The organism is Massilia paldalensis (assembly GCF_044901715.1).
In the GTDB taxonomy this organism is placed as follows: domain Bacteria; phylum Pseudomonadota; class Gammaproteobacteria; order Burkholderiales; family Burkholderiaceae_D; genus Telluria; species Telluria paldalensis.
Genome location: NZ_JBJCIU010000007.1, coordinates 75,490 through 98,311 on the forward strand (window position 1 = coordinate 75,490; position 22,822 = coordinate 98,311).

Sequence of the window (22,822 nt, forward strand, 5' to 3'; positions counted from 1 at the left end):
CCTGGATGGTTGTGCAATCGTGCCATTATCCGCACAAGCCCGGCCGCGGCCAAGGGGCGCTTCGCTCCGTGTCTGGAATTGGTGTGATAATGACCGGATATGTCAGCAGCAACCACCTCTCCCCGTCCCGCGACGGCCATCGACATCGTCGTGTATCCCGGCTTCAAGGCGATGGAAGCGATCGGGCCGATGTCCGTGTTCGAATACGCCAACGTGCACCTGCGCCGCGACGGCAAGCCCGACGGCTACGACGTGCGCATCGCCGCCATGCGGACGGGCCACGTGCCGTCCGATACCCTGATGAGCCTGCACGCGACCAAGGCGCTGGACCCGCTGGCGCTGCCGCACACGGCCATCGTCGTCGGCGCGCGCGACATCCACGGTGCGCTGGCCGAGGGCGGCGCCATCGTCGACTGGGTCGCGCATGCGGCGCCGCGCCTGCCGCGCCTGGCCGCCCTGTGCTCGGGCGCCTTCTTCCTGGGCGCCGCCGGCGTCCTCGACGGCAAGGCCGCGACCACGCACTGGAGCGTGGCCGAGCGCCTGCAACGCGACCATCCGGACATTGCCGTCGATGCCGACGCCATCTTCGTCCGTGCCGGGAACCTGTGGACGTCGGCCGGCGTGACGGCGGGCATCGACCTGGCGCTGGCCCTCGTCGAGGAGGACTTCGGCAAGGAGCTGGCGCTGCAGGTGGCCACCGACATGGTCGTGTACCTGAAGCGGCCCGGCGGCCAGTCGCAGTTCAGCGCCCACCTGCTGAGCGAACGCACGGCGCGGCCCGGCATCCGCGAGATCCAGAAATGGATCCTCGATAACCTGCACGAGCGCCTGTCCGTGGCCCAGCTGGCGCAGAAGGCGATGATGAGCGAGCGCCACTTCGCCCGCCTGTTCCTGCAGGAAGTGGGGCTGAGCACCCAGGAATTCATCGCCGCCTGCCGCTTCGAGCGGGCGCGCCAGCTGCTGGCCGACGTGGGGCTGCCGCTCAAGACGGTGGCGGCAAGGGCCGGCTTCAATGGCGAGGCGCAGATGCGGCGCGTGTTCCAGAAACGGATGGGGATCGCGCCGACCTTGTACCGGGATCGGTTTGCGACGACGGGGGTTGCCGCTGAAGGATGAGCCGTCGCCCCTGCGCAGGCAGGGACCTGATGTTGCACGCGTCGCGTTAATGCCGGCAACACTTGGGCCCCTGCCTGCGCAGGGGCGACGGCGCGGTGTGCTTACTTGCTCCGCAGCCGCGCCGCAAACGCCCCGTGCAGGCTGTTGAGCAGCTCTTCCGCCGCCACCATCTGCTCGGCCACCTCGTTGATCTTGCGCCGGCTCGAGCGCGCGTGGTCGCGCAGCACCTCGAACGCCGTGTTGCGGTCGGTCTGGAAGCGCGCCATCAACAGGCCCACGGCCAGGCTCGTCTCGCGGCCGGCGGCCAGCGCGGCGTTCAGGTTGACCTCCGTGCGGCGCAACTGGCGGATCTCGTCGGCGCGCGCGAGCGCGGATTCCAGCGCCGGCAGCAGGTGCGTGGCATCGATCGGCTTGACGAGGAAGCCGACGGCGCCATGGGTGGCGGCCGTGCGCGCCGTCTCGCTGTCGTCGACGGCGGACAGGAACATGAAGGCCACGCCCGTATGGTCGCGCAGGCGGCGCGCCAGGTCGAGGCCGGACATGCCGGGCATGCTGATGTCCAGCAGGGCCAGCGCGATATCGGCCTCGCGTTCGGCGATGCGCTGCAGCGCTTCCGGCGCGGAAGCGGCTTCGATGGTGTCGTGGCCGGCATGGCGCACTACGGTGGACAGGAATTCCAGCATGACCGGGTCGTCATCGACGAGCAGGATCAGGCGGCGGGAGGAAGCGGGAGAACTCATCGGCAGTGTGCTCGGGCGACGAAATGAAAGGATGACAACGGCGAGCGTTTGTGCGGCCGTCGTTAGTTGACCAAAAATATATCACGCACACTTACCTTTCGCCACCAAAAATGTTTCCATACAACAAATATATGCCGAACGACCGTGCTACAAAAACCGGCACGGCGCCATCGCAGTTGACCGGCCGTCATCTATAATGGCCGTTTCGCCGAACTCCAACATACCGAATACAAGCCACATCATGGAATTAGCAAAGTCTTTCGAGCCAGCCGACATCGAACAGTTCTGGCGCACGGAATGGGAACAGCGCGGCTACTTCGCCGCCACGATGGATGAGAACAAGCCGTCGTTCAGCATCCAGCTGCCTCCGCCGAACGTGACGGGCACCCTGCACATGGGCCACGCCTTCAACCAGACCGTGATGGATGGCCTGACCCGCTACTACCGCATGCGTGGCTTCAACACTGCCTGGGTCCCGGGCACCGACCACGCCGGCATCGCGACCCAGATCGTCGTCGAGCGCCAGCTGGACGCCCAGAAGATCTCGCGCCACGACCTCGGCCGCGAGAAATTCATCGAGAAAGTCTGGGAGTGGAAGGAAAAGTCGGGCAGCACCATCACGGGCCAGATGCGCCGCCTGGGCGCTTCCGCCGACTGGAACCGCGAATACTTCACGATGGACGAGCCGCGCACGAAGATCGTCGCGGAAGTGTTCGTGCGCCTGTTCGAACAGGGCCTGATCTACCGCGGCAAGCGCCTCGTGAACTGGGATCCGGTGCTGGGCACCGCCGTGTCGGACCTGGAAGTCGACTCGCAGGAAGAAGACGGCTCGATGTGGTACATCCAGTACCCGCTGGCCGACGGCTCGGGCCACCTGACCGTCGCCACCACCCGTCCGGAAACGATGCTGGGCGACGTCGCCGTCGCCGTCGACCCGACCGACGAGCGCTACACGCACCTGCACGGCAAGATGCTCAAGCTGCCGCTGGTGGGCCGCGAGATCCCCGTCATCGCCGACAGCTACGTCGACAAAGCCTTCGGCACCGGCTGCGTGAAGATCACGCCGGCGCACGACTTCAACGACTATGCCGTCGGCCAGCGCCACAACCTGCCGATGCTGTCGATCATGACCCTGGACGCCAAAATCGTCGACGACGCGCCGGCAGCCTACCGCGGCCTGGACCGCTTCGCCGCGCGCAAGCAGATCGTCGCCGACCTCGAAGCGCAAGGCCTGCTGGAACAGGTGAAGCCCCATAAACTGATGGTGCCGCGCGGCGACCGCACGGGCGTCGTCATCGAGCCGATGCTGACGGACCAATGGTTCGTCGCCATGAGCAAGCCGGCACCGGAAGGCACGTTCAATCCGGGCAAGTCGATCACCGAAGTGGCGCTGGAAAAAGTCGCCAGCGGCGAGATCAAGTTCGTGCCGGAGAACTGGAGCACGACCTACAACCAGTGGCTGGGCAATATCCAGGACTGGTGCATCTCGCGCCAGCTGTGGTGGGGCCACCGCATCCCGGCCTGGTACGGTCCGGAAGGCCAGATCTTCGTCGCCCGCAGCGAGGAAGACGCGAAGGCGCAGGCGCTTGCGGCCGGCGTCACCGGTGAGCTGCGCCGCGACGACGACGTGCTCGACACCTGGTTCTCGTCGGCGCTGGTCCCGTTCTCCACCATGGGCTGGCCGGAACAGACGAAGGACATGGACATGTTCCTGCCTTCGTCCGTGCTGGTGACGGGCTTCGACATCATCTTCTTCTGGGTCGCGCGCATGGTCATGATGACGGCGCACTTCACGAACAAGGTGCCGTTCAAGACCGTCTACGTGCACGGCCTGGTGCGCGATTCGTCCGGCCAGAAGATGTCGAAGTCGAAGGGCAATACCCTCGACCCGATCGACCTGATCGACGGCATCGACGTCGAGTCGCTGGTGGCCAAGCGCACCACGGGCCTGATGGACCCGCGCGCCGCCGAGAAGATCGCGAAAGCGACGCGCAAGGAATTCCCGGAAGGGATCCCGGCCTTCGGCACCGACGCCGTGCGCTTCACGATGGCCAGCTACGCATCGCTGGGCCGCAACATCAACTTCGACCTGGGCCGCGCCGAAGGCTACCGCAACTTCTGCAACAAGCTGTGGAACGCGACCCGCTTCGTGATGATGAACACGGAAGGCAAGGACTGCAGCCAGCCGCAGCCGGAAGACCTGTCGCAGGCCGACCGCTGGATCATCTCGCTGATGAACCGCGTCGAGCTGGAAGTGGCCAAGGGCTTCGCCGACTACCGCTTCGACAACATCGCCTCCAGCATCTACAAGTTCGTGTGGGACGAGTACTGCGACTGGTACCTGGAACTGGCGAAGGTCCAGGTCCAGCAAGGCACCGAGGCGCAGCAGCGCGCCACCCGCCACACGCTGCTGCGCGTGCTGGAAGTGATCCTGCGCCTGGCGCACCCGGTCATCCCGTTCGTCACCGAGGCGCTGTGGCAGGCCGTGGCGCCGCTGGCGGGTAAAACGGGCGACACCATCATGCTGCAACCGTACCCGATCGCCGACGAGTCGCTGATCGATGCGGACGCGGAAGCGTGGATGGACAACTTCAAGCGCTTCACGGACGCCACCCGCAACCTGCGCGGCGAGATGAAGCTGGCGCCGTCCGTGCGCGTGCCGCTGATCGTCGAGCCGCACGGCGACGCCGACCGCGCCGCCGCCCAGGGCTTCGCGCCCTACGTCCAGCTGCTGGGCAAGCTGTCGGAAGTGCAGATCGTCGACGCCCTGCCCGATTCGCCGGCCGCCGTCGCCATCGTCGGCACCACCAAGCTGATGCTGAAGGTCGAGATCGACGTCGCCGCCGAGCGCGAGCGCCTGAAGAAGGAAATCGCGCGCATCGAAGGCGAGATCGCCAAGGCCAACGGCAAGCTGTCGAGCGAGAGCTTCGTCGCGCGCGCCCCGGCCGCCGTGGTCGCGCAGGAACGCGAGCGCGTGGAAAACTTCAGCGCCACGCTGGTCAAGCTGAACGAGCAGTTCGCGAAGCTGGCGACGGCCTGACACCGCCAGTCGCTCCTTGAGAAGCCGCGCCGGGCCTTGCCCCGCGCGGCTTTTTTCTTGGCGCCACACTTTGTGCATCGCGGCATGCCGGATTCGGCGGTTCAACCGTGCGTCTTTTCCAGAACCAATTAATTACACTCCGTAAAGTTTTTCCCGACATGTCCATCCGGAGACACCCATGACGCAACTCAGCCAAGCCCTCGAACGCCCCTCGGTCCCGACCCATACGCCGCACCTGCGCAGCCACATCAAAGCGGCGGCGGACCACCTGCACAACGACTCCGAAGAAATGCGCCAGTGCTCGCCCGAGCAGGTGCTGTACCACGCCTATATGCAGGCCGGGGCGCCGCACGGGCCCGTGCTGTACGCGGTGAAAGGCGAACACTGGAACGGCGTCAGCCCGAAGTTCCTCGAGTTCATCAACGCCTTCCAGTTCGAACGGAGCGACATGGGGTATGCGGAGTCCGGCTACGGCATCCAGCGCCACCGCAACTTCATGCGCCGCCTGATCGTGAACGAGCACCACCTGGAGCAGCGCAAGCCGGCGGCCGGCCTGGACATCGACGTCGGCTGCCTGGCCATGACGACCCGCATGGCCATGTACGACATGGCGAAGGTGGCGCTGCGCCACTCCCGGGAACAGTTTCCCGGCAAGACGCCGGTGGCGCTGGTGCCGACGCCCGCCTGGGACTACCGCGGCATCTTCAAGGACGTCGGCTTCGAGATCGTGTTCCTGCCGCTGGGGCCGCAGAACGGCTGGCTGCCGGACCTGGGCGAATGGGACCGCATCGTGCGCGCCACCCTGGCCGACGGCACCCGTCACATCTGCATGACCGTCAGCAACCCGCAGCACAACCCGACCGGCATGCAATGGCCCGTCGAAGTGACGCAGTACCTGCTCGCGCTCGCCGCCGACCAGGGCGGCTACCTGCTGCTGGACGACGCCTACTATTGCGTGCACGACCCGCGCGTGCCCGTCGTGAACCACCTGAAGGCCGTGCTCGATGCGTTCGACGTGAACGGCGGCGACAATGTGCTGGTGCGCTCCGGCATGTTCGAGCGCTGGGTGGCCACGCGTCCGTTCGGCAAGCAGTTCTCGTGCAATACGATGGGCGTCGCCGCCATCACCACGTCGCCGAAGATGCTGCGCCAGCTGAGCCGCGAGTCATGGATCAACCGCTACCACACGAATACCCATAACGCCGAGCTCATGTGCGCGTGGCTGGCCACGCCGGAAGCGGCCGACTGGACCATCGAGACGGGCCTGTTCTACACCCGCCAGAAGGACCTGGTGCGCACGCGCCTGCTGGAACGCATGGGCTGGCAGGCGGCCGGCATCTGCGCCGGTCCATCGACCTCGTACATGCTGATCGAGATCCCGACGGTGTACCAGCAGACCGACGGCGGCATCGACCGCTTCCGCGACGACCTGTTCTTCGCCACCGGCACGCTGGTCTCGGCCTCGCTGTTCAACCAGACGGCGCAGGTGCCGTTCGTGCGCCTGCACCTGGGCAGCCACCCGGAAGTGATCGAGGAATTCCTGCGCCGCTGGGAAGCCGCCGGCCTGCGCTACGACATGCCGCAGACGTTCGGCGGCAAGGAAGCGCTGGCGCGGCCGGTCGCGCCGCCGGTTTTCCGCCAGGAAGCCTGACGCGACGGGTGTCGGATGAAGTTAACCGAACGACCGTTCGATTTGCTACACTGGTGCCCACAACAACGTCAATGGAGACCGCCATGCGCACCTTCCTCACCGCTTCCCTGCTCGCCGCCGCCTTCGCCGCCCCGCTCGCCTTCGCCCAGGAATCTCCCGCCGGCCTGTGGAAGAGCATCGACGACGCGTCCGGCAAGCCCAGTGCCCTGATCCGCATCACGGAGAACGGCGGCGTCCTGCAGGGCAAGATCGAGAAACTGTTCCGCACGCCGGACCAGGACCAGAACCCCACCTGCGGGCTGTGCACGGACGCGCGCAAGGACCAGCCGATCGTCGGCATGACGATCCTGGAGGGACTCAAGAAGGATGGCGATGAATACAATGGCGGCCAGATCCTCGACCCGAAGAACGGCAAGGTCTACAAGAGCAAGCTGACGGTGCGCGACGGCGGCAAGAAGCTGGAAGTGCGCGGCTACATCGGCATGCCGATGCTGGGCCGCTCGCAGATGTGGCTGCGCCAGGAATAAAGGCGGCGCACGTTCTCCGTTGCGCGGAACCGTCGCCCCGGCGCAGGCCGGGGTCCAAGTTGGTGGCGCAGCGGCATTCAGGAAGAACTTGGATCCCGGCCTGCGCCGGGACGACGTGTTGTTGCCGGCCCGGCGACTACTTCGGCCGCCGCGCCAGATGGCGGTCCAGCGCGTTGCCGAAGCGCTGGCGGTCGGCCTGGCTGAAGGCGGAAGGTCCGCCCGTGTCGACGCCGCCGCTCCTCAGCTCTTCCATGAAGGCGCGCATCGTCAATTGCTGGGCAATATTGTCCTTGGTGTAGAACTCGCCGCGGGGGTTCAGCGCGTCGCCGCCCTTCTCCAGCACCCTTGCCGCCAGCGGGATGTCGCCGGTGATCACCAGGTCGCCCGGCGCCAGCCGTTCGACGATTTCCGTATCGGCCACGTCGGCCCCACTGGGCACTTGCAGCGCGCGGATGAAGCGCGAGCCGGGCACACGCATCAGCTGGTTCGCCACCAGCGTGACCTGCAGTTCGAGCCGGTCGGCCACGCGGAACAGGATGTCCTTGATGACGGCGGGACAGGCGTCGGCATCGACCCAGATCTGCATGGCCGTCAACCCGGCGGCAGGTTGTCCCACAAGTCGCCCGTCGGGCTGATGCGGGGTGCGGCGACGCCGAAGTGTTTATAGGCCAGCGGCGTGGCGATGCGGCCGCGCGGGGTGCGCTGCAGGTAGCCCTGCTGGATGAGGTAGGGTTCCAGCACGTCCTCGATGGTGTCGGCCGCCTCGCCGATCGCCGCCGCCAGGTTGCCGATGCCGACCGGGCCGCCGGCGAACTTGAACAGCACGGCTTCCAGCAGCTTGCGGTCCATCACGTCGAAGCCGACCGTGTCGACGTCGAGCATGCGCAGCGCGCGGTCGGCCATGTCCTTGGTGATTTCGCCGTTGCCCTTCACTTCCGCATAGTCGCGCACGCGGCGCAGCAGGCGGTTGGCGATACGCGGCGTGCCGCGCGCGCGCTTGGCGACTTCGCGCGCGCCCTCCTCGTTGATCGGCGCCTCGAGCAGCGCGGCGCTGCGCGCGACGATCTTGGTCAGTTCGTCGACGTTGTAGAACTCCAGGCGCGCGACGATGCCGAAGCGGTCTCGCAGCGGATTGGTCAGCATGCCGGCGCGGGTGGTGGCGCCGACGAGGGTGAACGGCTGCAGGTCCAGCTTGACGGAGCGCGCGGCCGGGCCTTCGCCGATCATGATGTCGATCTGGTAGTCCTCCAGCGCCGGGTACAGGATTTCCTCGACCACGGGCGACAGGCGGTGGATCTCGTCGATGAACAGGACGTCGTTGGCTTCCAGGTTGGTCAGCAGCGCGGCCAGGTCGCCCGGGCGCTCCAGCACGGGACCCGAGGTCTGGCGCAGGTTCACGCCCATCTCGCGCGCGATGATGTGCGCGAGCGTCGTCTTGCCCAGGCCGGGCGGACCGAACAGCAGCGTGTGGTCGAGCGCTTCCTGGCGCTTGCGCGCGGCGTGGATGAAGATCTCGAGCTGGTCGCGGATCTTTTCCTGGCCGACGTATTCTTCGAGATGCTTGGGCCGCAGCGCGCGTTCGATCGCCTCTTCGTTGGGCGAAGCGGGGGCGGCGTCGATGACGCGCTGTTCGGTGAAATTGTCGGTCTGGATGCTCATTGCTAGTTCCGTATCACCGTCGTCCCTGCGCAGGCAGGGACCCAAGTTTCAAGCGTCGCGACAGCGTATGCAAAATTGGGTCCCCGCCTGCGCGGGGACGACGGTGGTGTTTTACGCTTTCGAAAGGGCCTTCAATGCCAGCTTGATGCCATCCGACACGCTGGTACCCGCCGGCATGTTCTTGGTGGCGATCAGCGCTTCCTTGTCAGAATACCCCAAAGCCAGCAGCGCATTGAGCACGTCTGCCTGGGCATCGTCGCGCGGGGCGCCGCCGACCACGCCGATGTCGGCGCCCAGCTTGCCCTTTAGCTCCAGCAGCAGGCGCTCGGCCGTCTTCTTGCCGATGCCCGGCACCTTGACGAGGCGTCCCGCCTCCTGCAGCGTGATGGCCTGCGCGAGTTCCGCCACCGTCATGCCGGACAGGATCGACAGGGCCATGCGCGCGCCGATGCCGGTGATCTTGATCAGCTGGCGGAACACGGCGCGGTCGCCGTGCGTGCCGAAGCCGAACAGCAGGTGCGCATCCTCGCGCACCACGTAGTGGATGAACAGCGTCACCTTCTCGCCCGTGTGCGGCAGGTTGTAGAACGTGCTCATCGGCACGTCGACCTCGTAGCCGACGCCGTTGCAATCGACGAGGACTTGCGGCGGATTCTTTTCCAGGAGGATTCCGGACAGACGACCGATCATCGGTGACCTTTCAATGGATGGATGGCGTTACACCAGGCGGCCGCGCTTCATGTGCAGCGTCGGTTTCTTCGGATTGGCCGGCGCCAGCGCGCCGACCAGGCCCAACGTGTCGTGGGTATTGGCGTGGCAGATCGCGATGCCGAGGGCGTCGGCGGCGTCCGTGCCCGGCAGGCCCGGCAGCTGCAGGAGGCGCGCGACCATGTCCTGGACCTGCGCCTTGACGGCCTTGCCCGTGCCGACGACGGCCTGCTTGACCTGGGTGGGCGTGTACTCGGCCACGTCCAGGTCGGCGCCCACGAGGGCCGTGATGGCGGCGCCGCGCGCCTGGCCCAGCAGCAGCGTGGACTGCGGATTGACGTTGACGAAGACTTTTTCGATGGCCGCGCAGGCCGGCTGGTAGGTCGCGACGATTTCGCTGACGCCCGCCAGGATCACTTTCAGGCGCGGCGGCAGCGCCCCCTCCGAACCCGTCTTGATGGTGCCGGAAGCGATGTAGCGCAGGCGGTTGCCTTGCTTTTCGATGACGCCGAAGCCCGTCGTGCGCAGGCCCGGGTCGATGCCGAGGATAATCATTATCGAATGTTATACCGGCGGCGGTATTTCGTGAAGAAAATACTGTCTAAAAACACAGGTTTCGACGGGTTCATGGTGGGCACGTGGTGCCCACCCTACGGCTAGCGGCGGAACACCGGGGTCGGAGTCCAACCGTCAACACCGGACTCCGACCCATCCCACCATGCGTGAACCGTCGATATCAATGACGGAAGTGACGCGTACCAGTATAGAGCATCACCACGCCACGCTCGTCCGCCGCGTCGATCACTTCCTGGTCGCGCATCGAGCCGCCCGGGTGGATCACGCAGGTCGCGCCCGCGTCGACGACGACGTCCAGGCCGTCGCGGAACGGGAAGAAGGCATCCGACGCCACCGCCGAGCCGGCCAGCGACAGGCCCGCGTTCTGCGCCTTGATCGAGGCGATGCGTGCGGAATCGATGCGGCTCATCTGGCCGGCGCCGACGCCCAGCGTCATACCACCGCCGCAGAACACGATGGCGTTCGACTTGACGTACTTGGCCACGCGCCAGGCGAACATCAGGTCCTGCAGCTGCTGCGGGGTCGGCTGCTTCTTGCTGACCACGCGCAGGTCGGCCAGCGCCACGTCCTTGGCATCCGGCGATTGCACCAGCAGGCCGCCGCCGACGCGCTTGACGTCGAACAGGTTCTGGCCGTCGCCGAGGGCGATCTCGAGCAAACGTACGTTCTGCTTGGCCGCCATGATGGTCAGCGCTTCGGCCGTGAAGGCCGGGGCGATCACGACTTCGACGAACAGCTTGGCGATCGCTTCCGCGGCGCGGCCGTCGACCGGCACGTTGAAGGCGATGATGCCGCCGAAGGCCGAGGTCGGGTCGGTCTTGAGCGCGCGCTGGTAGGCGTCCAGCGCATCGGCGCCGATCGCCACGCCGCACGGGTTCGCGTGCTTGATGATGACGCAGCCGGCCGGCTGCTCGAAGCCGCCCAGCGATTTCACGCATTCCCAGGCCGCGTCGGCATCGGCGATGTTGTTGTACGACAGTTCCTTGCCCTGCAGCTGGCGGTAGTTCGCCAGACTGCCGGCGGCCGGGGCCAGGTCGCGGTAGAACGCGGCGCTCTGGTGCGGGTTCTCGCCGTAGCGCATGCCCTGGACTTTCTCGAAGTGCAGGTTCAGCGTCTGCGGGTAGGCGGCGCGGGTGGTGTGCTCGCGGTCCTCGCCCAGGCTGGTGAGATAGTTGGTGATGGCGCTGTCGTATTGCGCGGTGTGCGCGAACACTTTCTTGGCCAGGCGGTACTTGGTGTCATAGCCGACGTTGCCGGCCACCTCACCGGTGCCCTTCATCTCGGCCAGCACCGGACCGTAGTCGGCCGGGTCGACGATGACGACGACGTCGCGGTGGTTCTTGGCCGCCGAACGCAGCATGGTCGGGCCGCCGATGTCGATGTTCTCGATCGCGTCTTCCAGCGAGCACTGCTCCTTGGCCACGGTCTGCTGGAACGGGTACAGGTTGACCACCACCATGTCGATCTGCGGAATGCCGTGCTCTTCCAGCTTGGCGACGTGATCCGCCAGGTCGCGGCGGGCCAGGATGCCGCCGTGGACCTTCGGGTGCAGCGTCTTGACGCGGCCGTCCAGCATTTCCGGGAAACCCGTGTAGTCGGCGACTTCGGTCACCGGCACGCCGTTATCCTGCAGCAGCTTGGCGGTGCCGCCGGTGGACAGGATGTTCACGCCGAGCGCGGACAGCGAGCGCGCGAAATCCAGCACGCCGGTCTTGTCGGAGACGGAGATGAGAGCTTGTTTGATCATGGGAGTGCCTGTTGATGAAAATTCGGTTGAACGCGGACATCAAGGAGGCAGCGTTCGACGCGATCCGGCACGCCGCAGCCTCCTGCCAGCGGCTTAGAGCAGCCCGTGCTCCTGCAGTTTCTTGCGCAGGGTGTTGCGGTTGATGCCCAGCATCTGCGCCGCATGCGACTGGTTGCCTTCGGCGCGCGTCATCACCACTTGCAGGATCGGTTTTTCGACGGTCAGGAGCATCATGTCGTAGATGTTCGACGGTTTCTGCTCGCCCAGGTCGTTGAAATAGTCTTCGAGGCTTTTCTGAACGACTTCCTGGATACTTTCTTTGCTCATGTCTGCTGCTTATCCTGGTTAAATGCTGCTTGTGGCAGCGTCCGTCTCCGAATGTTCTTCTTGTTTTCTGCTGCGGCTTCAGGCAGCGATCAGCTGGTCGGCCGTTTGTGCGGGCCGGTATTGTAACCGCTCGCCGAACTCGTGTTGCGATTTGAAAAATGCATCCACGGCCGCCAATTGTTCCGCGGTCGACTCCAGGCGGTTCATGCTCTGGCGGAATTCCTCACCGCCCGGCAAGTCCTCGACGTACCAGCCGATGTGCTTGCGCGCCGTGCGTACGCCCAGGAATTCACCGTAGAACGCGTAGTGGGCCGGCAGGTGTTCGTTCATCAGGCCGCGCACTTCCTCGACCAGGGGCGCGGGCAGCAGTTCTCCCGTGCGCAGGTAATGGTCGATCTCGCGGCAGATCCAGGGGCGGCCCTGGGCGGCGCGGCCGATCATGACGGCGTCCGCGCCCGTGTAGTCGAGCACGAACTTCGCCTTTTCCGGCGTCGTGATGTCGCCGTTGGCGACGACGGGAATCGAGACGGCCGCCTTGACGGCCTTGATCGTGTCGTACTCGGCTTCTCCCTTGTAGCCGTCGGCGCGGGTACGGCCGTGCAGCGTCAGCATGGCGATGCCGGCCTCTTCGGCCATGCGCGCGATGGTCAGGGCATTCTTGTTCTGGCGATCCCAGCCGGTGCGGAACTTCAGCGTGACGGGCACGTCGACGGCATTCACCACCGCCTCCAGGATGCGCTGCACCAGGTCTTCGTGCTGCAGCAGCGCGGAACCGCACCAGTTGTTGCAGACCTTCTTGACCGGGCACCCCATATTGATGTCAATGATCTGGGCGCCCCGCTCGACGTTGAACTTGGCGCATTCGGCCAGGTCGTGCGGGTCGGCGCCGGCGATCTGGACGGCCTTGGGCTCCATCTCGCCCGCATGGTCGGTGCGGCGCGCCGACTTTTCGCTGGCCCACAGGCGCGGGTTCGACGCCGCCATTTCCGACACCGCGTAGCCGGCGCCGAGCTGCTTGCAGAGCTGGCGGAACGGCCGGTCCGTCACCCCGGCCATCGGGGCGACGAACACATTATTGCGCAGCGTATAGGGACCAATTTGCACGGCAGAAAATCATCGGAAAGATCGGGAACTCGCTATTTTACCCGAAGTGCTGCTTAATTTCTCAGCACTATTTTTTGCGAGCTGTTGCGCACATGACATAAATAGGCTTGCAAAACGGGGCGCCCGTGCCCACGGCGTCCGTGCCCACGGCGTCCGGACTGACGGACTCCGTGCTCAGGGCAATTCGTCGAGCACGCCCGGACGCAAGTGTTCGACCTCGCCCCAGCTGTACAGTTCGAGGCGGCCATCCGCCGGGTGATAACGGAAGCGGTTAATGCTGGCGTTATAGACCTTGAAGTCGCGCGGCGTGTCCAGCGGCAAGCCGCGCGCCAGGCGGTAGGCGCATTCCAGCACGCCGCCATGGGCGACCAGCGCCAGCGTCGTGCCCGGGCTGGCCGCGGCCAGGCGCAGGATGGCGCCGGTGCAGCGGGCAAAGAAGGCGCGGAAGGTTTCCGCCGTGTTGCGCCCCGGCGGCAGGGAGGCGTCGACGTCGCGCGCCTGCCAGGCGGCGAACTCGCGCGGGAAGCGCTGCTCGATCTCGCTGTACAGCAAGCCTTCGAAGCCGCCGTAGCCACGCTCGCGCAATTGCGCGTCCTGGCGCAACGGCAAGCCCTTCGTGTCGGCCACGGCCTGGGCCGTCTGGCGTGCACGCATCAGGTCGCTGGAGACGACGGCATCGATGGATTCGCCGGCCAGCGCCGCCGCCAGCAAGGCGGCCTGGCGCTCGCCTTCCCCGTTCAGCGGGATGTCGAGGTGGCCCTGCAGGCGGCGCTCCGCGTTCCAGGCGGTTTCGCCATGGCGGATCAGGAGGATGTCGGTGGGTGCGGCGTCGGTATCGGTGGTCATGCGTCAGGAAGGTTGCCCGATCAGGTCGGGGACCGTGCCGGGGTTCAGCGTATAGATGCCGAAGATGCGCGCCTCGTCGAGGATGTGGCCGGTGATCGCCAGGCGTGCTTCCTGCCCGGTGAAGCGGCCGTCCAGCGGCAGGCGCGGGATGTCGAGCGCGTACAGCGTAAAGACGTAGGTGTGCACGCGTTCGTCGTTCCAGGGCGGGCATGGGCCGTCGTAGCCGAAGTACTCGCCGGCCATGTCCGGATCGTTCGCGAACCAGTTGGTGTAATCATTGACGCCGTGGCGCAGCTGGTGCTCGGTGCCGTTCTTGATCGTGAACGGCACCAGCGGCCCGGGTTTTCCGCCCGGGGTCACCATGTCCGAGAACAGGCCTTCGGCGAAGGACTTCAGGCAGACGGGGATGTCGGCCAGCACCCAGTGGTAGAAGTTCTGGCGCGGCACGGCGTCGGAGACCGTGCGCCCCTCCTGGTTGACGTCCGTGCCGACGGCGGGCACGTCGAGGTCGTGCGCCAGCAGCAGCAAGGACTGGGTCCCTGCCGGCACCTCGTCCCAGGCGATGTGGGGGCTGCGGTTGCTCGACAGCCGCACATGGCTGTCCGGATCCATTTCCGCGAACGCGCAGCGCGGCGGAATCATGTCGCCTTCGGTAAAGGAATCGCTCCAGATTTTCATGATCGTGTCTCCTGCCACCCTACCCATATGACCTGCGCCCGGCGGCGCAGTTTCATCCAATCAGCTGGCCGGCTTGGGTGGATCAATGCGCAGCCAGAAGGTGACCGGTCCATCGTTGACCAGGGCCACCTGCATGTCGGCGCCGAAGCGGCCGGTCTCGACGATAGCGTGGCGTTCGCGCGCGCGGCGCACGACATGGTCGAACAGGCGGCGGCCGTCCTCGGGGGCGGCGGCGGGGGAAAACGACGGGCGGGTGCCGGAACGGGTGTCGGCCGCCAGCGTGAACTGCGGCACCAGCAGCAGGCCGCCGGCGACGTCGACGACGCTGCGGTTCATTTTGCCGGCCTCGTCGGAGAACACGCGGTAGCCGAGCAGCTTCGCCAGCAAGGCCTCGGCTTCGCGCTCGGTGTCGCCCTTCTCGGCGCACACGAGCACCATCAGGCCGGGCCCGATCGCGCCAACGACCTCGCCGTCGACGGTGACACTGGCCTGCGTCACCCGTTGCAGCAGGCCGATCATGCGCTCAAGGTCACGCGGGCGAACTTGCGCTTGCCGACCTGCAGGACGAAGGTGCCCGCCTGGACCTGCAGTGCCTTGTCCGACACGACGGCGCCGTCGATGCGCACGCCGCCCTGGTCGACCATGCGCATGGCTTCCGAGCTGGACGCGCACAGGCCGGTCTGGCGCAGCAATTGGGCCAGGCCCAGCGGCGCACCGGAGACGGCCACTTCCGGCACGTCGTCCGGAATGCCGCCCTTGGAGCGGTTGACGAAGTCGGCCAGCGCATCCTCGGCCGCCTGCTGCGAATGGAAGCGGGCGACGATTTCCTGGGCCAGCGCGACCTTCGCGTCGCGCGGGTTCCTGCCGCCCTCGACCTCGGCCTTCAGCGCGGCCAGGTCCTGCAGCGAGCGGAACGACAGCAGCTCGTAGTACTTCCACATCATCACGTCGGAGATGCTCATCAGCTTGCCGAACATGGTGTTGGCCGGCTCGGTGATGCCGATGTAGTTGTTCTTCGACTTGGACATCTTGTCGACGCCGTCCAGGCCTTCCAGCAGCGGCATCGTGAGGATGCACTGCGGCTCCTGGCCGTAGTCTTTCTGCAGTTCACGGCCGACCAGCAGGTTGAATTTCTGATCCGTTCCACCTAGCTCAAGGTCAGCTTTCAAAGCCACGGAATCATAGCCTTGCATCAAAGGGTAGAGGAACTCATGCACCGAGATCGGAGTCCCACTCTTGTAGCGCTTGGTGAAGTCGTCGCGCTCCATCATGCGGGCCACGGTGTAGCGTGAAGCCAGTTGAATCATGCCGCGCGCGCCCAGCGGATCGCACCATTCGGAGTTGTAGCGGATCTCGGTGCGTTCGGCGTCGAGCACGAGCGAGGCCTGCTTGAAATACGTCATGGCATTCGCCTCGACCTGCTCGCGGGTCAGCGGCGGCCGGGTGACGTTGCGGCCCGACGGGTCGCCGATCATCGACGTGAAGTCGCCGATCAGGAAAATCACCTGATGGCCCAGGTCTTGCAGCTGGCGCAGCTTGTTCAGCACCACGGTGTGGCCCAGGTGCAGGTCCGGGGCCGTCGGATCCAGGCCCAGCTTGATGCGCAGCGGGGTGCCGGTCTGTTCCGAACGGGCCAGTTTCTGGGCGAATTCGGCTTCGATCAGCAGTTCGTCGACGCCGCGTTTGGTAATCGCAAGCGCTTCTTTTACAGCGTCAGACAGGGGAAGAGGCGCGGCTGCACTTGTCATTTGTGCATTACCAGATGTTTCTGCGGAGGTCATAAAAATCTTGTAGGAGTAGGACTAAAACGGTTGTAGGACCCCATACTTTGGTATAATTCGCGATCCCGTCAATCTTGCTGCATGAAAAGTTTTACCGACAACAAGAAGCAAAATAACAACAAAGTGGTGTTGGTCTAGGCTGTTCAAGCGGTAAATTTTAACTGATTGCATGAACCCTATACAGAAAATCACCGGCAAGCGCTGGTTCGGCCTGGCCGAGACGAGTCGCAAGACCCGCATCATCGCCGGCGGCACCGCAGCACTTGCCCTGTGCGCGTTCGGTGCCACCGCAGTCGCCCCGATCAGCCCGGATCCCGCCGACCTGCCGGTCAAATCGATCTCCCAGGACCTGCAACTGCCGAACCTGTCGGACCAGATTGCCGCCCTGCAGCAAGACGAACAGCAATTCATCCGCGAAGAGCGCGTCCGCCCGGGCGATTCCCTGGCTTCCGTGTTCACCCGCCTCGGCATCGAAGACCAGCAAGCCCAGGCCTTCGTCCGCTCCGACAAGACGGCCCGCGCCATCCTCTCCCTGAAAACCGGCAAGCGCGTGCAAGCCGAGACCGACGAAAACGGCATGCTGCTGACGCTGCGCGCTACCGTTCCCGTCAACGGCAACGAATTCAAGACCATCACCGTGTCGCGCAAGGGCGAGAAGTTCGTCTCCGACGTGGCCCCGGCCCAGCTGGAACGCCGCGTCGAGATGCGTTCGCGCGAAATCTCGACCTCGCTGTATGCCGCCACCGACGCGAATACCGACGGCGCCCAGATCCCGGATACGGTGGTCAACCAGATCATCGAGATGTTCTCGACCAATATCGACTTCCGCGGCGACCTGAAGCGCGGCGACCGTTTTAACGTCGTGTATGAAACGTTCTGGATGGACGGCGAGATGGTCAAGACCGGCCGCGTGCTGGCTGGCGAGTTCATCAACCGCGGCGTGGCCTACCAGTCGGTCTGGTACGAAGACCCCGTTACCAAGCAGGGCGGCTACTACAGCCTGGACGGCAAGTCGCTCAAGAAGGCCTTCCTGAAATCCCCGGTCGCGTTCAACCGCATCTCCTCGGGCTTCTCGATGCGCGTGCACCCGGTGTTCGGCACCTGGAAGCAGCACAAGGGCGTCGACATGGCCGCCCCGATGGGCACCCCGATCCGCGCGTCCGGCGACGGCACCGTGGACTTCGTGGGCGTCTCGAACGGCTACGGCAACATGGTCGTCCTGAAGCACTGGTCGAACTACAGCACCGCCTACGGCCACATGAGCCGCTTCGCCGCGAACCTGCGCAAGGGCCAGAAGGTCGCCCAGGGCGACGTGATCGGCTACGTGGGCACGACCGGCTGGGCCACCGGCCCGCACCTGCACTACGAATTCCGCATCGGCGGCCAGGCAACGGACCCGATGAAGCTGAAGAACCTGCAGCAACAGCCGCTGACCACGGGCGAACTGAACCGCTTCCGCACCGCGGCGGCCGACATGTCGCACCGCTTCTCGCTGCTGACCCCGGCCGGCGGCGCGATGGCTGCCCGCTGATCCGATCCAGCCCCGACAAGAACGCCTTGCCCGCCCGCGGAGCAAGGCGTTTTGCTTTGGGGCGTATGTCCGTAGGGTGGGCACCACATGCCCACCCAGCGCCGTGACGCGAACACCCGGTGGGCACATGGTGCCCACCCTACCTAGATAGAGACCAGACCATGGCTGCTTCCACTCTCTACATCGGCCTGATGTCCGGCACCAGCCTGGACGGCGTGGACGGCGTGCTCGCCGACTTCTCCGGCCGCGGCATCCGCACGCTGGACGCCGCCTTCGCCCCCTTCCCTGCCGCCCTGCGCACCGAGCTGATGGCCTTGCAGGCCGCCAGCGCCAACGAGCTGGAACGCGAAGCGCTGGCCGCCAACGCGCTGGCGCGCTGCTACGCCGAGTGCGTGCAGGCGCTGCTGGCCAAGGCGCCGGGCCCCGTGCGCGCCGTCGCCGTGCACGGCCAGACCATCCGCCACCGCCCCGAACTGGGCTTCACGCGCCAGACCAACAACCCGGCCCTGCTGGCGGAATTGACGGGACTCGACGTGATCGCCGACTTCCGCAGCCGCGACGTCGCGGCCGGCGGTCAGGGTGCCCCGCTGGTGCCGGCCTTCCACGAAGCCCGCTTCGGCAAGCGCGGCCAGGTACGCGTGGTGGTGAACATCGGCGGCATCGGCAATATCAGCGTGTTGCACGGCGACGGCCGCATCGGGGGCTACGACACGGGGCCGGGCAACGTCCTGATGGACTTGTGGATCGCCCGCCACCTGGGCAAACCCTACGACGAGGACGGCGCCTGGGCCGCCAGCGGCCGCGTCGACGACGCCCTGCTGCACACGCTGCTCGACGAGCCCTTCTTCCGCCAGCCGCCGCCCAAAAGCACGGGCCGCGACCTGTTCCATGCCGACTGGCTCGACGCCAGGCTGGCGCGCCATCCGGGCCTGGCCCCGGCCGACGTGCAGGCGACGCTGACGCGTTTGACGGCCGTCTCGATCGCCGACGCGATCTGCCAGGAAACGGAAGGACGGGCCCCGCACGCCGTCTACGTGTGCGGCGGCGGCGCCTACAACCCCGTGCTGCTGCGCGACATCGCCGACGTCCTTGGCGGCAAGGTTCCGGTGGAATCGACCGAGACGCTGGGCGTGGCGCCGAACCGCGTGGAAGCCCTCGCTTTCGCCTGGCTCGGCTACCGCTTCATGCGGCGTCAGCCGGGCAATCTGCCGGCCGTCACGGGCGCGGCGGGGCTACGGGTGCTGGGAGCATTGTACCCAGCGTGATCCGGCGGGCGTTGCTGCCAGGAGCCAGTGCTCCTCTCCTGTGATGGACCAGCTCACCTTCGGTTTTATTCGTGCCCGCGATGCAAAGCATCATGTCGCGGATCGGGAAGTGGTCGAGCGCCTTGCCGGAGACAGACTTCGGCGATGACCAGGTTCGGCACCCAGGACAGCCATGCGATGCACCGGTAGGCAATGGCGAAATCGAACCCGGTCACTTGGGATAGCGGCAGGTAGATCCTGAGCGTGACCGCCGCAAACGTCAGTGCGTAGGAGCGGATCATCCAGGCCCGGTGCCGCGAAACATCGCGTGCACGCGCGCTGCGCCAGCCCTGCGTCGTGGCGTAGAGCCACAGCGCACCGAGCGCGCCAAAACCCGACGCCGCCACCGGACCTGTGGAGATGCCTGCGGACAGGACGAGTGCCGAGACACCGCCGGCGATGCAACCCGCGACATAGAGCCGCCCGCTCGCGCGATGCAGTCCGGGCCAGCGCTGCCGCACGACGCCGGACAGTTGCAGGGCACCCAGTATCAGGGCGGTCGACGCCGCGCCGGCATGCACGACGATCCAGTGGTCGAAGAACCGGTTCGCGAGCACGTTCGGCGGCACCGGTCCGACCTTTGCAATATAGCGACAGGAAAACACGCCGACACACACGGCGAGCAGCGCGCCGCCGTACCGAACCGGCCACGGGTTGTTCGTGCGCATGGCTTAGAGCGTCACGACGAGTTTGGCGGCGGACACGCCGGCTTCATGCATTGCCATCGCCGCAGGTATCGCCTCCAGGCCGTGACCCGCCACCTGGCAAGGCGGACTGGGTTCGAATGCGCCGCGCGCCAGCGCCTCCGGCAAGTAGTCCTGGAAAATCATCGGACCCACCTCGTTGTGAATCAGTGCGGTGCCCCATACGAAAGGCGTCGCGACACCGCGCCGCTTCGCACGCCACATCAACTTCAGCAGCCCGGTGGCGTTATTGACGAGGATGGGCAGCAGCTTGCGCAAGCGTCCGCGACCAATGGGAATGCCATCGAAGGTAGCGGGTGGCGTGACCACCGCCACGGTCGACGCGCCGCCCGCCGCGACCACCAGGTCCAGGCAGGCGAGCGCTGCGCCCGGACCGATTGCCACCGCGCCGGCACAGCGCGACTGTCCGAGTGCGTTCACCAGGTCGGCCACGACGGTGGGGCTGCGGTAATCGAATGCCCGGCGCGCCCCCAATGCCCGGACAAATTGGCTATTGTTAGGGGAACAGGTGGTCAGCACATCGTAGCCGGCGGCGACAGCCAACTGGATCGCATTGGCACCGACGCTCGTCGAACCGCCCCAGACGATGACGGTCTCGCCGCGGCGCTGCCGCTCCAACTCGGGCGGCGCGAGGGCCAGGAACCCTTCCTGGAACAGGGCGCAGGCCGCGGTCGACACGGCCAGCGGCAGCACACTGGCCTCGTCGTAACTCATCGCGGCGGGCAATGGCGTCATCATGTGTTCGAGCAGCACGACGTAGTCCTGGAACGCGCCTTCCGCCGCGCGATTGCGCCCCTTGTCGACACCGCCGGCCAGCCCAAGCACACGATCCCCGGGCTGGAAGCGGGTGACGTCCTCCCCCACTTCGACGACATCGCCAGCCAGATCGTGACCGACGACCATGGGATAGTTCAGCCACGGACTGGCAAACGCGCCGATGGTCTGGAGATGACGATCGAAAGGATTGAGTGCGACGGCGCGCGTGCGCACGACCACTTCGCGGCCGCGCGGCGCGGTATAGGGCGCCGGCCCCACGCTGAACGGCGCCTGCTTGGCAGGAAGCCACAAGGCGTTGTTGACGGTATCGTGCATGATGCGCTCCGAGATGACGAGCGCACAGTGTATGGAGCGATACGTGGATGAACAATGCGCAAAACTCCCCGAGTTCGTCGCATTCGTCCAAGAACCCTATGTCCATCATTATTTGCCGCGTACATCGATGGCAGCGATATGATGCGTGCTTCACACGCTTGCGTTGGCCTGATGATGGATCCGTTGTCCGATGTGCTGTCGATGTTGCGCCCTACCGACTACGCCTTTCGCGGCCTGGAAGCGGGCGGAAGCTGGTCGCTCCATTACCCGGCCGATGGCTCGCTGAAGTGCTTCGCCGTCACCTTGGGCAGTTGCTGGCTGTATGGCGATGCGCCGATCGGCCGCCGCCAGTTGCGGCAAGGCGATGTGGTGATGGTGTCGGGCGGCACGGCCTTCCGTGTGTGCAGCGACCTGGAACAGCAACCGGTCGATGTCGCCGAGGCATTGACGGTCGTTGGTCCAGGGAATGTGGCGCAGATCGGGACCGGCATCGACTGCGCCGGGCTGGGTGGCTATTTTGGCTTTGGCAATACCCATGCAAGCATCCTGCTCGCCATGTTGCCGCAGGTATTGCACGTCTCCTCCGCCGCAGGTGAAGCCTTGCGCCTCTCGATTGCGCGGCTGATGGAAGAACTGCGCTGCCCGCGGCCAGGCGGGCAGCTGATGGCCAGCCATTTTGCCCAAGCCCTCCTCATCGAAGCCTTGCGCCATCACCTCGACGGCGCGGCGCCTGGCCGGGGAAATTGGCTGTACGCGCTGCAGGACAGCAAGCTCAGCACGGCGCTCGGCGCCATTCACGCGGAACCGGGACGCCCCTGGACCGTCGCCCTGCTTGCCGCCACCGCCGGCATGTCCCGTTCGGCGTTTGCCGCGCACTTTGCCGAAACAGTAGGCGAAGCGCCGATGGCGTACGTCACCCGCTGGCGCATGCTGCTGGCCTGCGAACGCCTGGCCGTCAAAGGAGCGACCATCAGCCGCGTCGCGACATCGCTCGGCTATGAGTCGGACAGTGCCTTCGGGGCAGCGTTCAAACGCGTTCTTGGCGCGTCGCCGCGGAAAGTCAGTGAGGCGTCATGAGACGTCGTGCGATTCATGAGCCTGCATCGTGCACTGCCGATTACAAACATCCCGCTATGTGGGCGAACGGTAAAGTTCACCACAAGCCACTATGACGCGGACCGATTCCGAATGTTCGCTCATGGCAGGAAGTGGTCTCTACTGATGACCGCAAATCGACCCATTGCGGACGTTCGTAGCGGCATCGAACTACTGTGCCCAGCCTCACCTTATCGGGCGATATATGACGTTTTCTAGTCGCTCATCTGCATAAGCATCGGAGTTCGTTAGGTGACCATCATAAGGTCCGACTTTGGATATAGCTTTCCCGTCCTTTAAGACGATTTGCAGGCCATGTTCTGGCTCCCAGTCGCAACTGCACTCGATAGATACGTAGATTTTCTTATCGCCATACGACCGGCGGGACACAACCACTTCTTCTCCGAACTCTACGTGACTCCAGACTTCACTAGGTGTTTTGATGCTGACGTACTCTTCGTCCGAAGGATGGACTTCCCCCACTCCGGTGGACATTTCTGACCTATGATTTGAGCATAGGAGAAATGAATGAGTACACAGCGTTACACACCTGAATTCAAGGAAGAAGCAGTCAGACAGGTGGTAGAGCGGGGTTA

22 protein-coding genes are annotated in these 22,822 nt (G+C 65.5%); 7 read left to right on the forward strand and 15 right to left on the reverse strand.

Translation table 11 applies throughout. From position 1 onward, the window contains the following. The first annotated feature begins 99 nt into the window (after window positions 1-99). Entirely contained in the window at window positions 100-1,116 is a 1,017-nt protein-coding gene (locus tag ACI1V7_RS25675) for a GlxA family transcriptional regulator (protein ID WP_404534974.1), read from the forward strand. Between the two features lie 101 nt (window positions 1,117-1,217). On the opposite strand, the gene ACI1V7_RS25680 is transcribed toward ACI1V7_RS25675, so the two are convergent. Next, window positions 1,218-1,856, reverse strand: a complete 639-nt coding sequence (locus tag ACI1V7_RS25680) for an ANTAR domain-containing response regulator (protein WP_404534977.1) — start codon at window positions 1,854-1,856, stop codon at window positions 1,218-1,220. A 241-nt stretch (window positions 1,857-2,097) separates the two neighbouring features. Here ACI1V7_RS25680 and ACI1V7_RS25685 point away from each other — a divergent pair, with 241 nt between their 5' ends. From ACI1V7_RS25685 to ACI1V7_RS25695, 3 genes are all read left to right on the forward strand, one after another. Next, window positions 2,098-4,896, forward strand: a complete 2,799-nt coding sequence (locus ACI1V7_RS25685; RefSeq protein ID WP_404534979.1) for a valine--tRNA ligase — start codon at window positions 2,098-2,100, stop codon at window positions 4,894-4,896. A gap of 178 nt (window positions 4,897-5,074) precedes the next feature. Further along, complete coding sequence (locus tag ACI1V7_RS25690) at window positions 5,075-6,547, forward strand: aminotransferase class I/II-fold pyridoxal phosphate-dependent enzyme (RefSeq protein ID WP_404534981.1); 1,473 nt, start codon at window positions 5,075-5,077, stop codon at window positions 6,545-6,547. Between the two features lie 83 nt (window positions 6,548-6,630). After that, the gene (locus ACI1V7_RS25695; protein WP_404534984.1) at window positions 6,631-7,074 is read left to right on the forward strand and encodes a DUF2147 domain-containing protein; all 444 of its coding nucleotides are present in this window, start codon (window positions 6,631-6,633) and stop codon (window positions 7,072-7,074) included. Window positions 7,075-7,210: 136 nt separating this feature from the next. Here ACI1V7_RS25695 and ACI1V7_RS25700 read toward each other — a convergent pair whose 3' ends face one another. The 11 genes from ACI1V7_RS25700 to tyrS form a co-directional block, all read right to left on the reverse strand. Continuing rightward, window positions 7,211-7,660, reverse strand: coding sequence for a YaiI/YqxD family protein (locus ACI1V7_RS25700; protein WP_404534986.1), 450 nt, complete (start codon window positions 7,658-7,660; stop codon window positions 7,211-7,213). Window positions 7,661-7,665: 5 nt separating this feature from the next. Next, window positions 7,666-8,733, reverse strand: coding sequence for a Holliday junction branch migration DNA helicase RuvB (gene ruvB, locus ACI1V7_RS25705; RefSeq protein ID WP_404534988.1), 1,068 nt, complete (start codon window positions 8,731-8,733; stop codon window positions 7,666-7,668). Window positions 8,734-8,844: 111 nt separating this feature from the next. After that, window positions 8,845-9,423: a Holliday junction branch migration protein RuvA gene (ruvA, locus tag ACI1V7_RS25710; protein WP_404534989.1), complete on the reverse strand. Its 579-nt coding sequence runs from the start codon at window positions 9,421-9,423 to the stop codon at window positions 8,845-8,847. A gap of 27 nt (window positions 9,424-9,450) precedes the next feature. Then, on the reverse strand, window positions 9,451-9,996 hold the full coding sequence (ruvC, locus tag ACI1V7_RS25715) for a crossover junction endodeoxyribonuclease RuvC (RefSeq protein ID WP_404534992.1): 546 nt from the start codon (window positions 9,994-9,996) through the stop codon (window positions 9,451-9,453). Window positions 9,997-10,177: 181 nt separating this feature from the next. Then, the gene (gene purH / locus ACI1V7_RS25720; protein WP_404534994.1) at window positions 10,178-11,764 is read right to left on the reverse strand and encodes a bifunctional phosphoribosylaminoimidazolecarboxamide formyltransferase/IMP cyclohydrolase; all 1,587 of its coding nucleotides are present in this window, start codon (window positions 11,762-11,764) and stop codon (window positions 10,178-10,180) included. A gap of 93 nt (window positions 11,765-11,857) precedes the next feature. Beyond that, window positions 11,858-12,091 (reverse strand): helix-turn-helix domain-containing protein, encoded by a 234-nt coding sequence (locus ACI1V7_RS25725; protein WP_056447956.1) that lies wholly within the window; start codon window positions 12,089-12,091, stop codon window positions 11,858-11,860. A gap of 78 nt (window positions 12,092-12,169) precedes the next feature. Continuing rightward, a complete protein-coding gene (gene dusB, locus ACI1V7_RS25730) occupies window positions 12,170-13,195 on the reverse strand; it encodes a tRNA dihydrouridine synthase DusB (RefSeq protein ID WP_404534996.1) in 1,026 nt (341 codons plus the stop codon). A gap of 174 nt (window positions 13,196-13,369) precedes the next feature. Then, entirely contained in the window at window positions 13,370-14,041 is a 672-nt protein-coding gene (locus tag ACI1V7_RS25735) for a histidine phosphatase family protein (protein WP_404534998.1), read from the reverse strand. A gap of 3 nt (window positions 14,042-14,044) precedes the next feature. Further along, entirely contained in the window at window positions 14,045-14,719 is a 675-nt protein-coding gene (locus tag ACI1V7_RS25740; RefSeq protein ID WP_404535000.1) for a YbhB/YbcL family Raf kinase inhibitor-like protein, read from the reverse strand. A gap of 60 nt (window positions 14,720-14,779) precedes the next feature. Next, complete coding sequence (gene dtd, locus ACI1V7_RS25745; protein ID WP_404535002.1) at window positions 14,780-15,238, reverse strand: D-aminoacyl-tRNA deacylase; 459 nt, start codon at window positions 15,236-15,238, stop codon at window positions 14,780-14,782. After that, window positions 15,235-16,467: a tyrosine--tRNA ligase gene (gene tyrS, locus ACI1V7_RS25750; protein WP_404535004.1), complete on the reverse strand. Its 1,233-nt coding sequence runs from the start codon at window positions 16,465-16,467 to the stop codon at window positions 15,235-15,237. Before tyrS ends, dtd begins: the two co-directional genes overlap by 4 nt. A 202-nt stretch (window positions 16,468-16,669) precedes the next feature. On the opposite strand from tyrS, the gene ACI1V7_RS25755 reads away from it, so the two are divergent. After that, complete coding sequence (locus ACI1V7_RS25755; RefSeq protein WP_404535006.1) at window positions 16,670-18,031, forward strand: M23 family metallopeptidase; 1,362 nt, start codon at window positions 16,670-16,672, stop codon at window positions 18,029-18,031. A 161-nt stretch (window positions 18,032-18,192) separates the two neighbouring features. Then, window positions 18,193-19,296 carry an anhydro-N-acetylmuramic acid kinase gene (locus tag ACI1V7_RS25760; protein WP_404535009.1) on the forward strand — a complete coding sequence of 368 codons (1,104 nt, stop codon included), beginning with the start codon at window positions 18,193-18,195 and terminating at the stop codon, window positions 19,294-19,296. Between the two features lie 65 nt (window positions 19,297-19,361). Here ACI1V7_RS25760 and ACI1V7_RS25765 read toward each other — a convergent pair whose 3' ends face one another. After that, the gene (locus ACI1V7_RS25765; RefSeq protein ID WP_404535012.1) at window positions 19,362-20,003 is read right to left on the reverse strand and encodes a DUF2306 domain-containing protein; all 642 of its coding nucleotides are present in this window, start codon (window positions 20,001-20,003) and stop codon (window positions 19,362-19,364) included. A gap of 3 nt (window positions 20,004-20,006) precedes the next feature. Then, window positions 20,007-21,131, reverse strand: a complete 1,125-nt coding sequence (locus ACI1V7_RS25770) for a zinc-binding alcohol dehydrogenase family protein (RefSeq protein WP_404535014.1) — start codon at window positions 21,129-21,131, stop codon at window positions 20,007-20,009. A 54-nt stretch (window positions 21,132-21,185) separates the two neighbouring features. Between ACI1V7_RS25770 and ACI1V7_RS25775 the strand changes: the two genes are divergently transcribed. Further along, the gene (locus ACI1V7_RS25775; protein WP_404535016.1) at window positions 21,186-22,208 is read left to right on the forward strand and encodes an AraC family transcriptional regulator; all 1,023 of its coding nucleotides are present in this window, start codon (window positions 21,186-21,188) and stop codon (window positions 22,206-22,208) included. Window positions 22,209-22,412: 204 nt separating this feature from the next. Here ACI1V7_RS25775 and ACI1V7_RS25780 read toward each other — a convergent pair whose 3' ends face one another. Further along, window positions 22,413-22,805: a DUF6985 domain-containing protein gene (locus ACI1V7_RS25780; protein ID WP_404535020.1), complete on the reverse strand. Its 393-nt coding sequence runs from the start codon at window positions 22,803-22,805 to the stop codon at window positions 22,413-22,415. Window positions 22,806-22,822 lie beyond the last annotated feature (17 nt).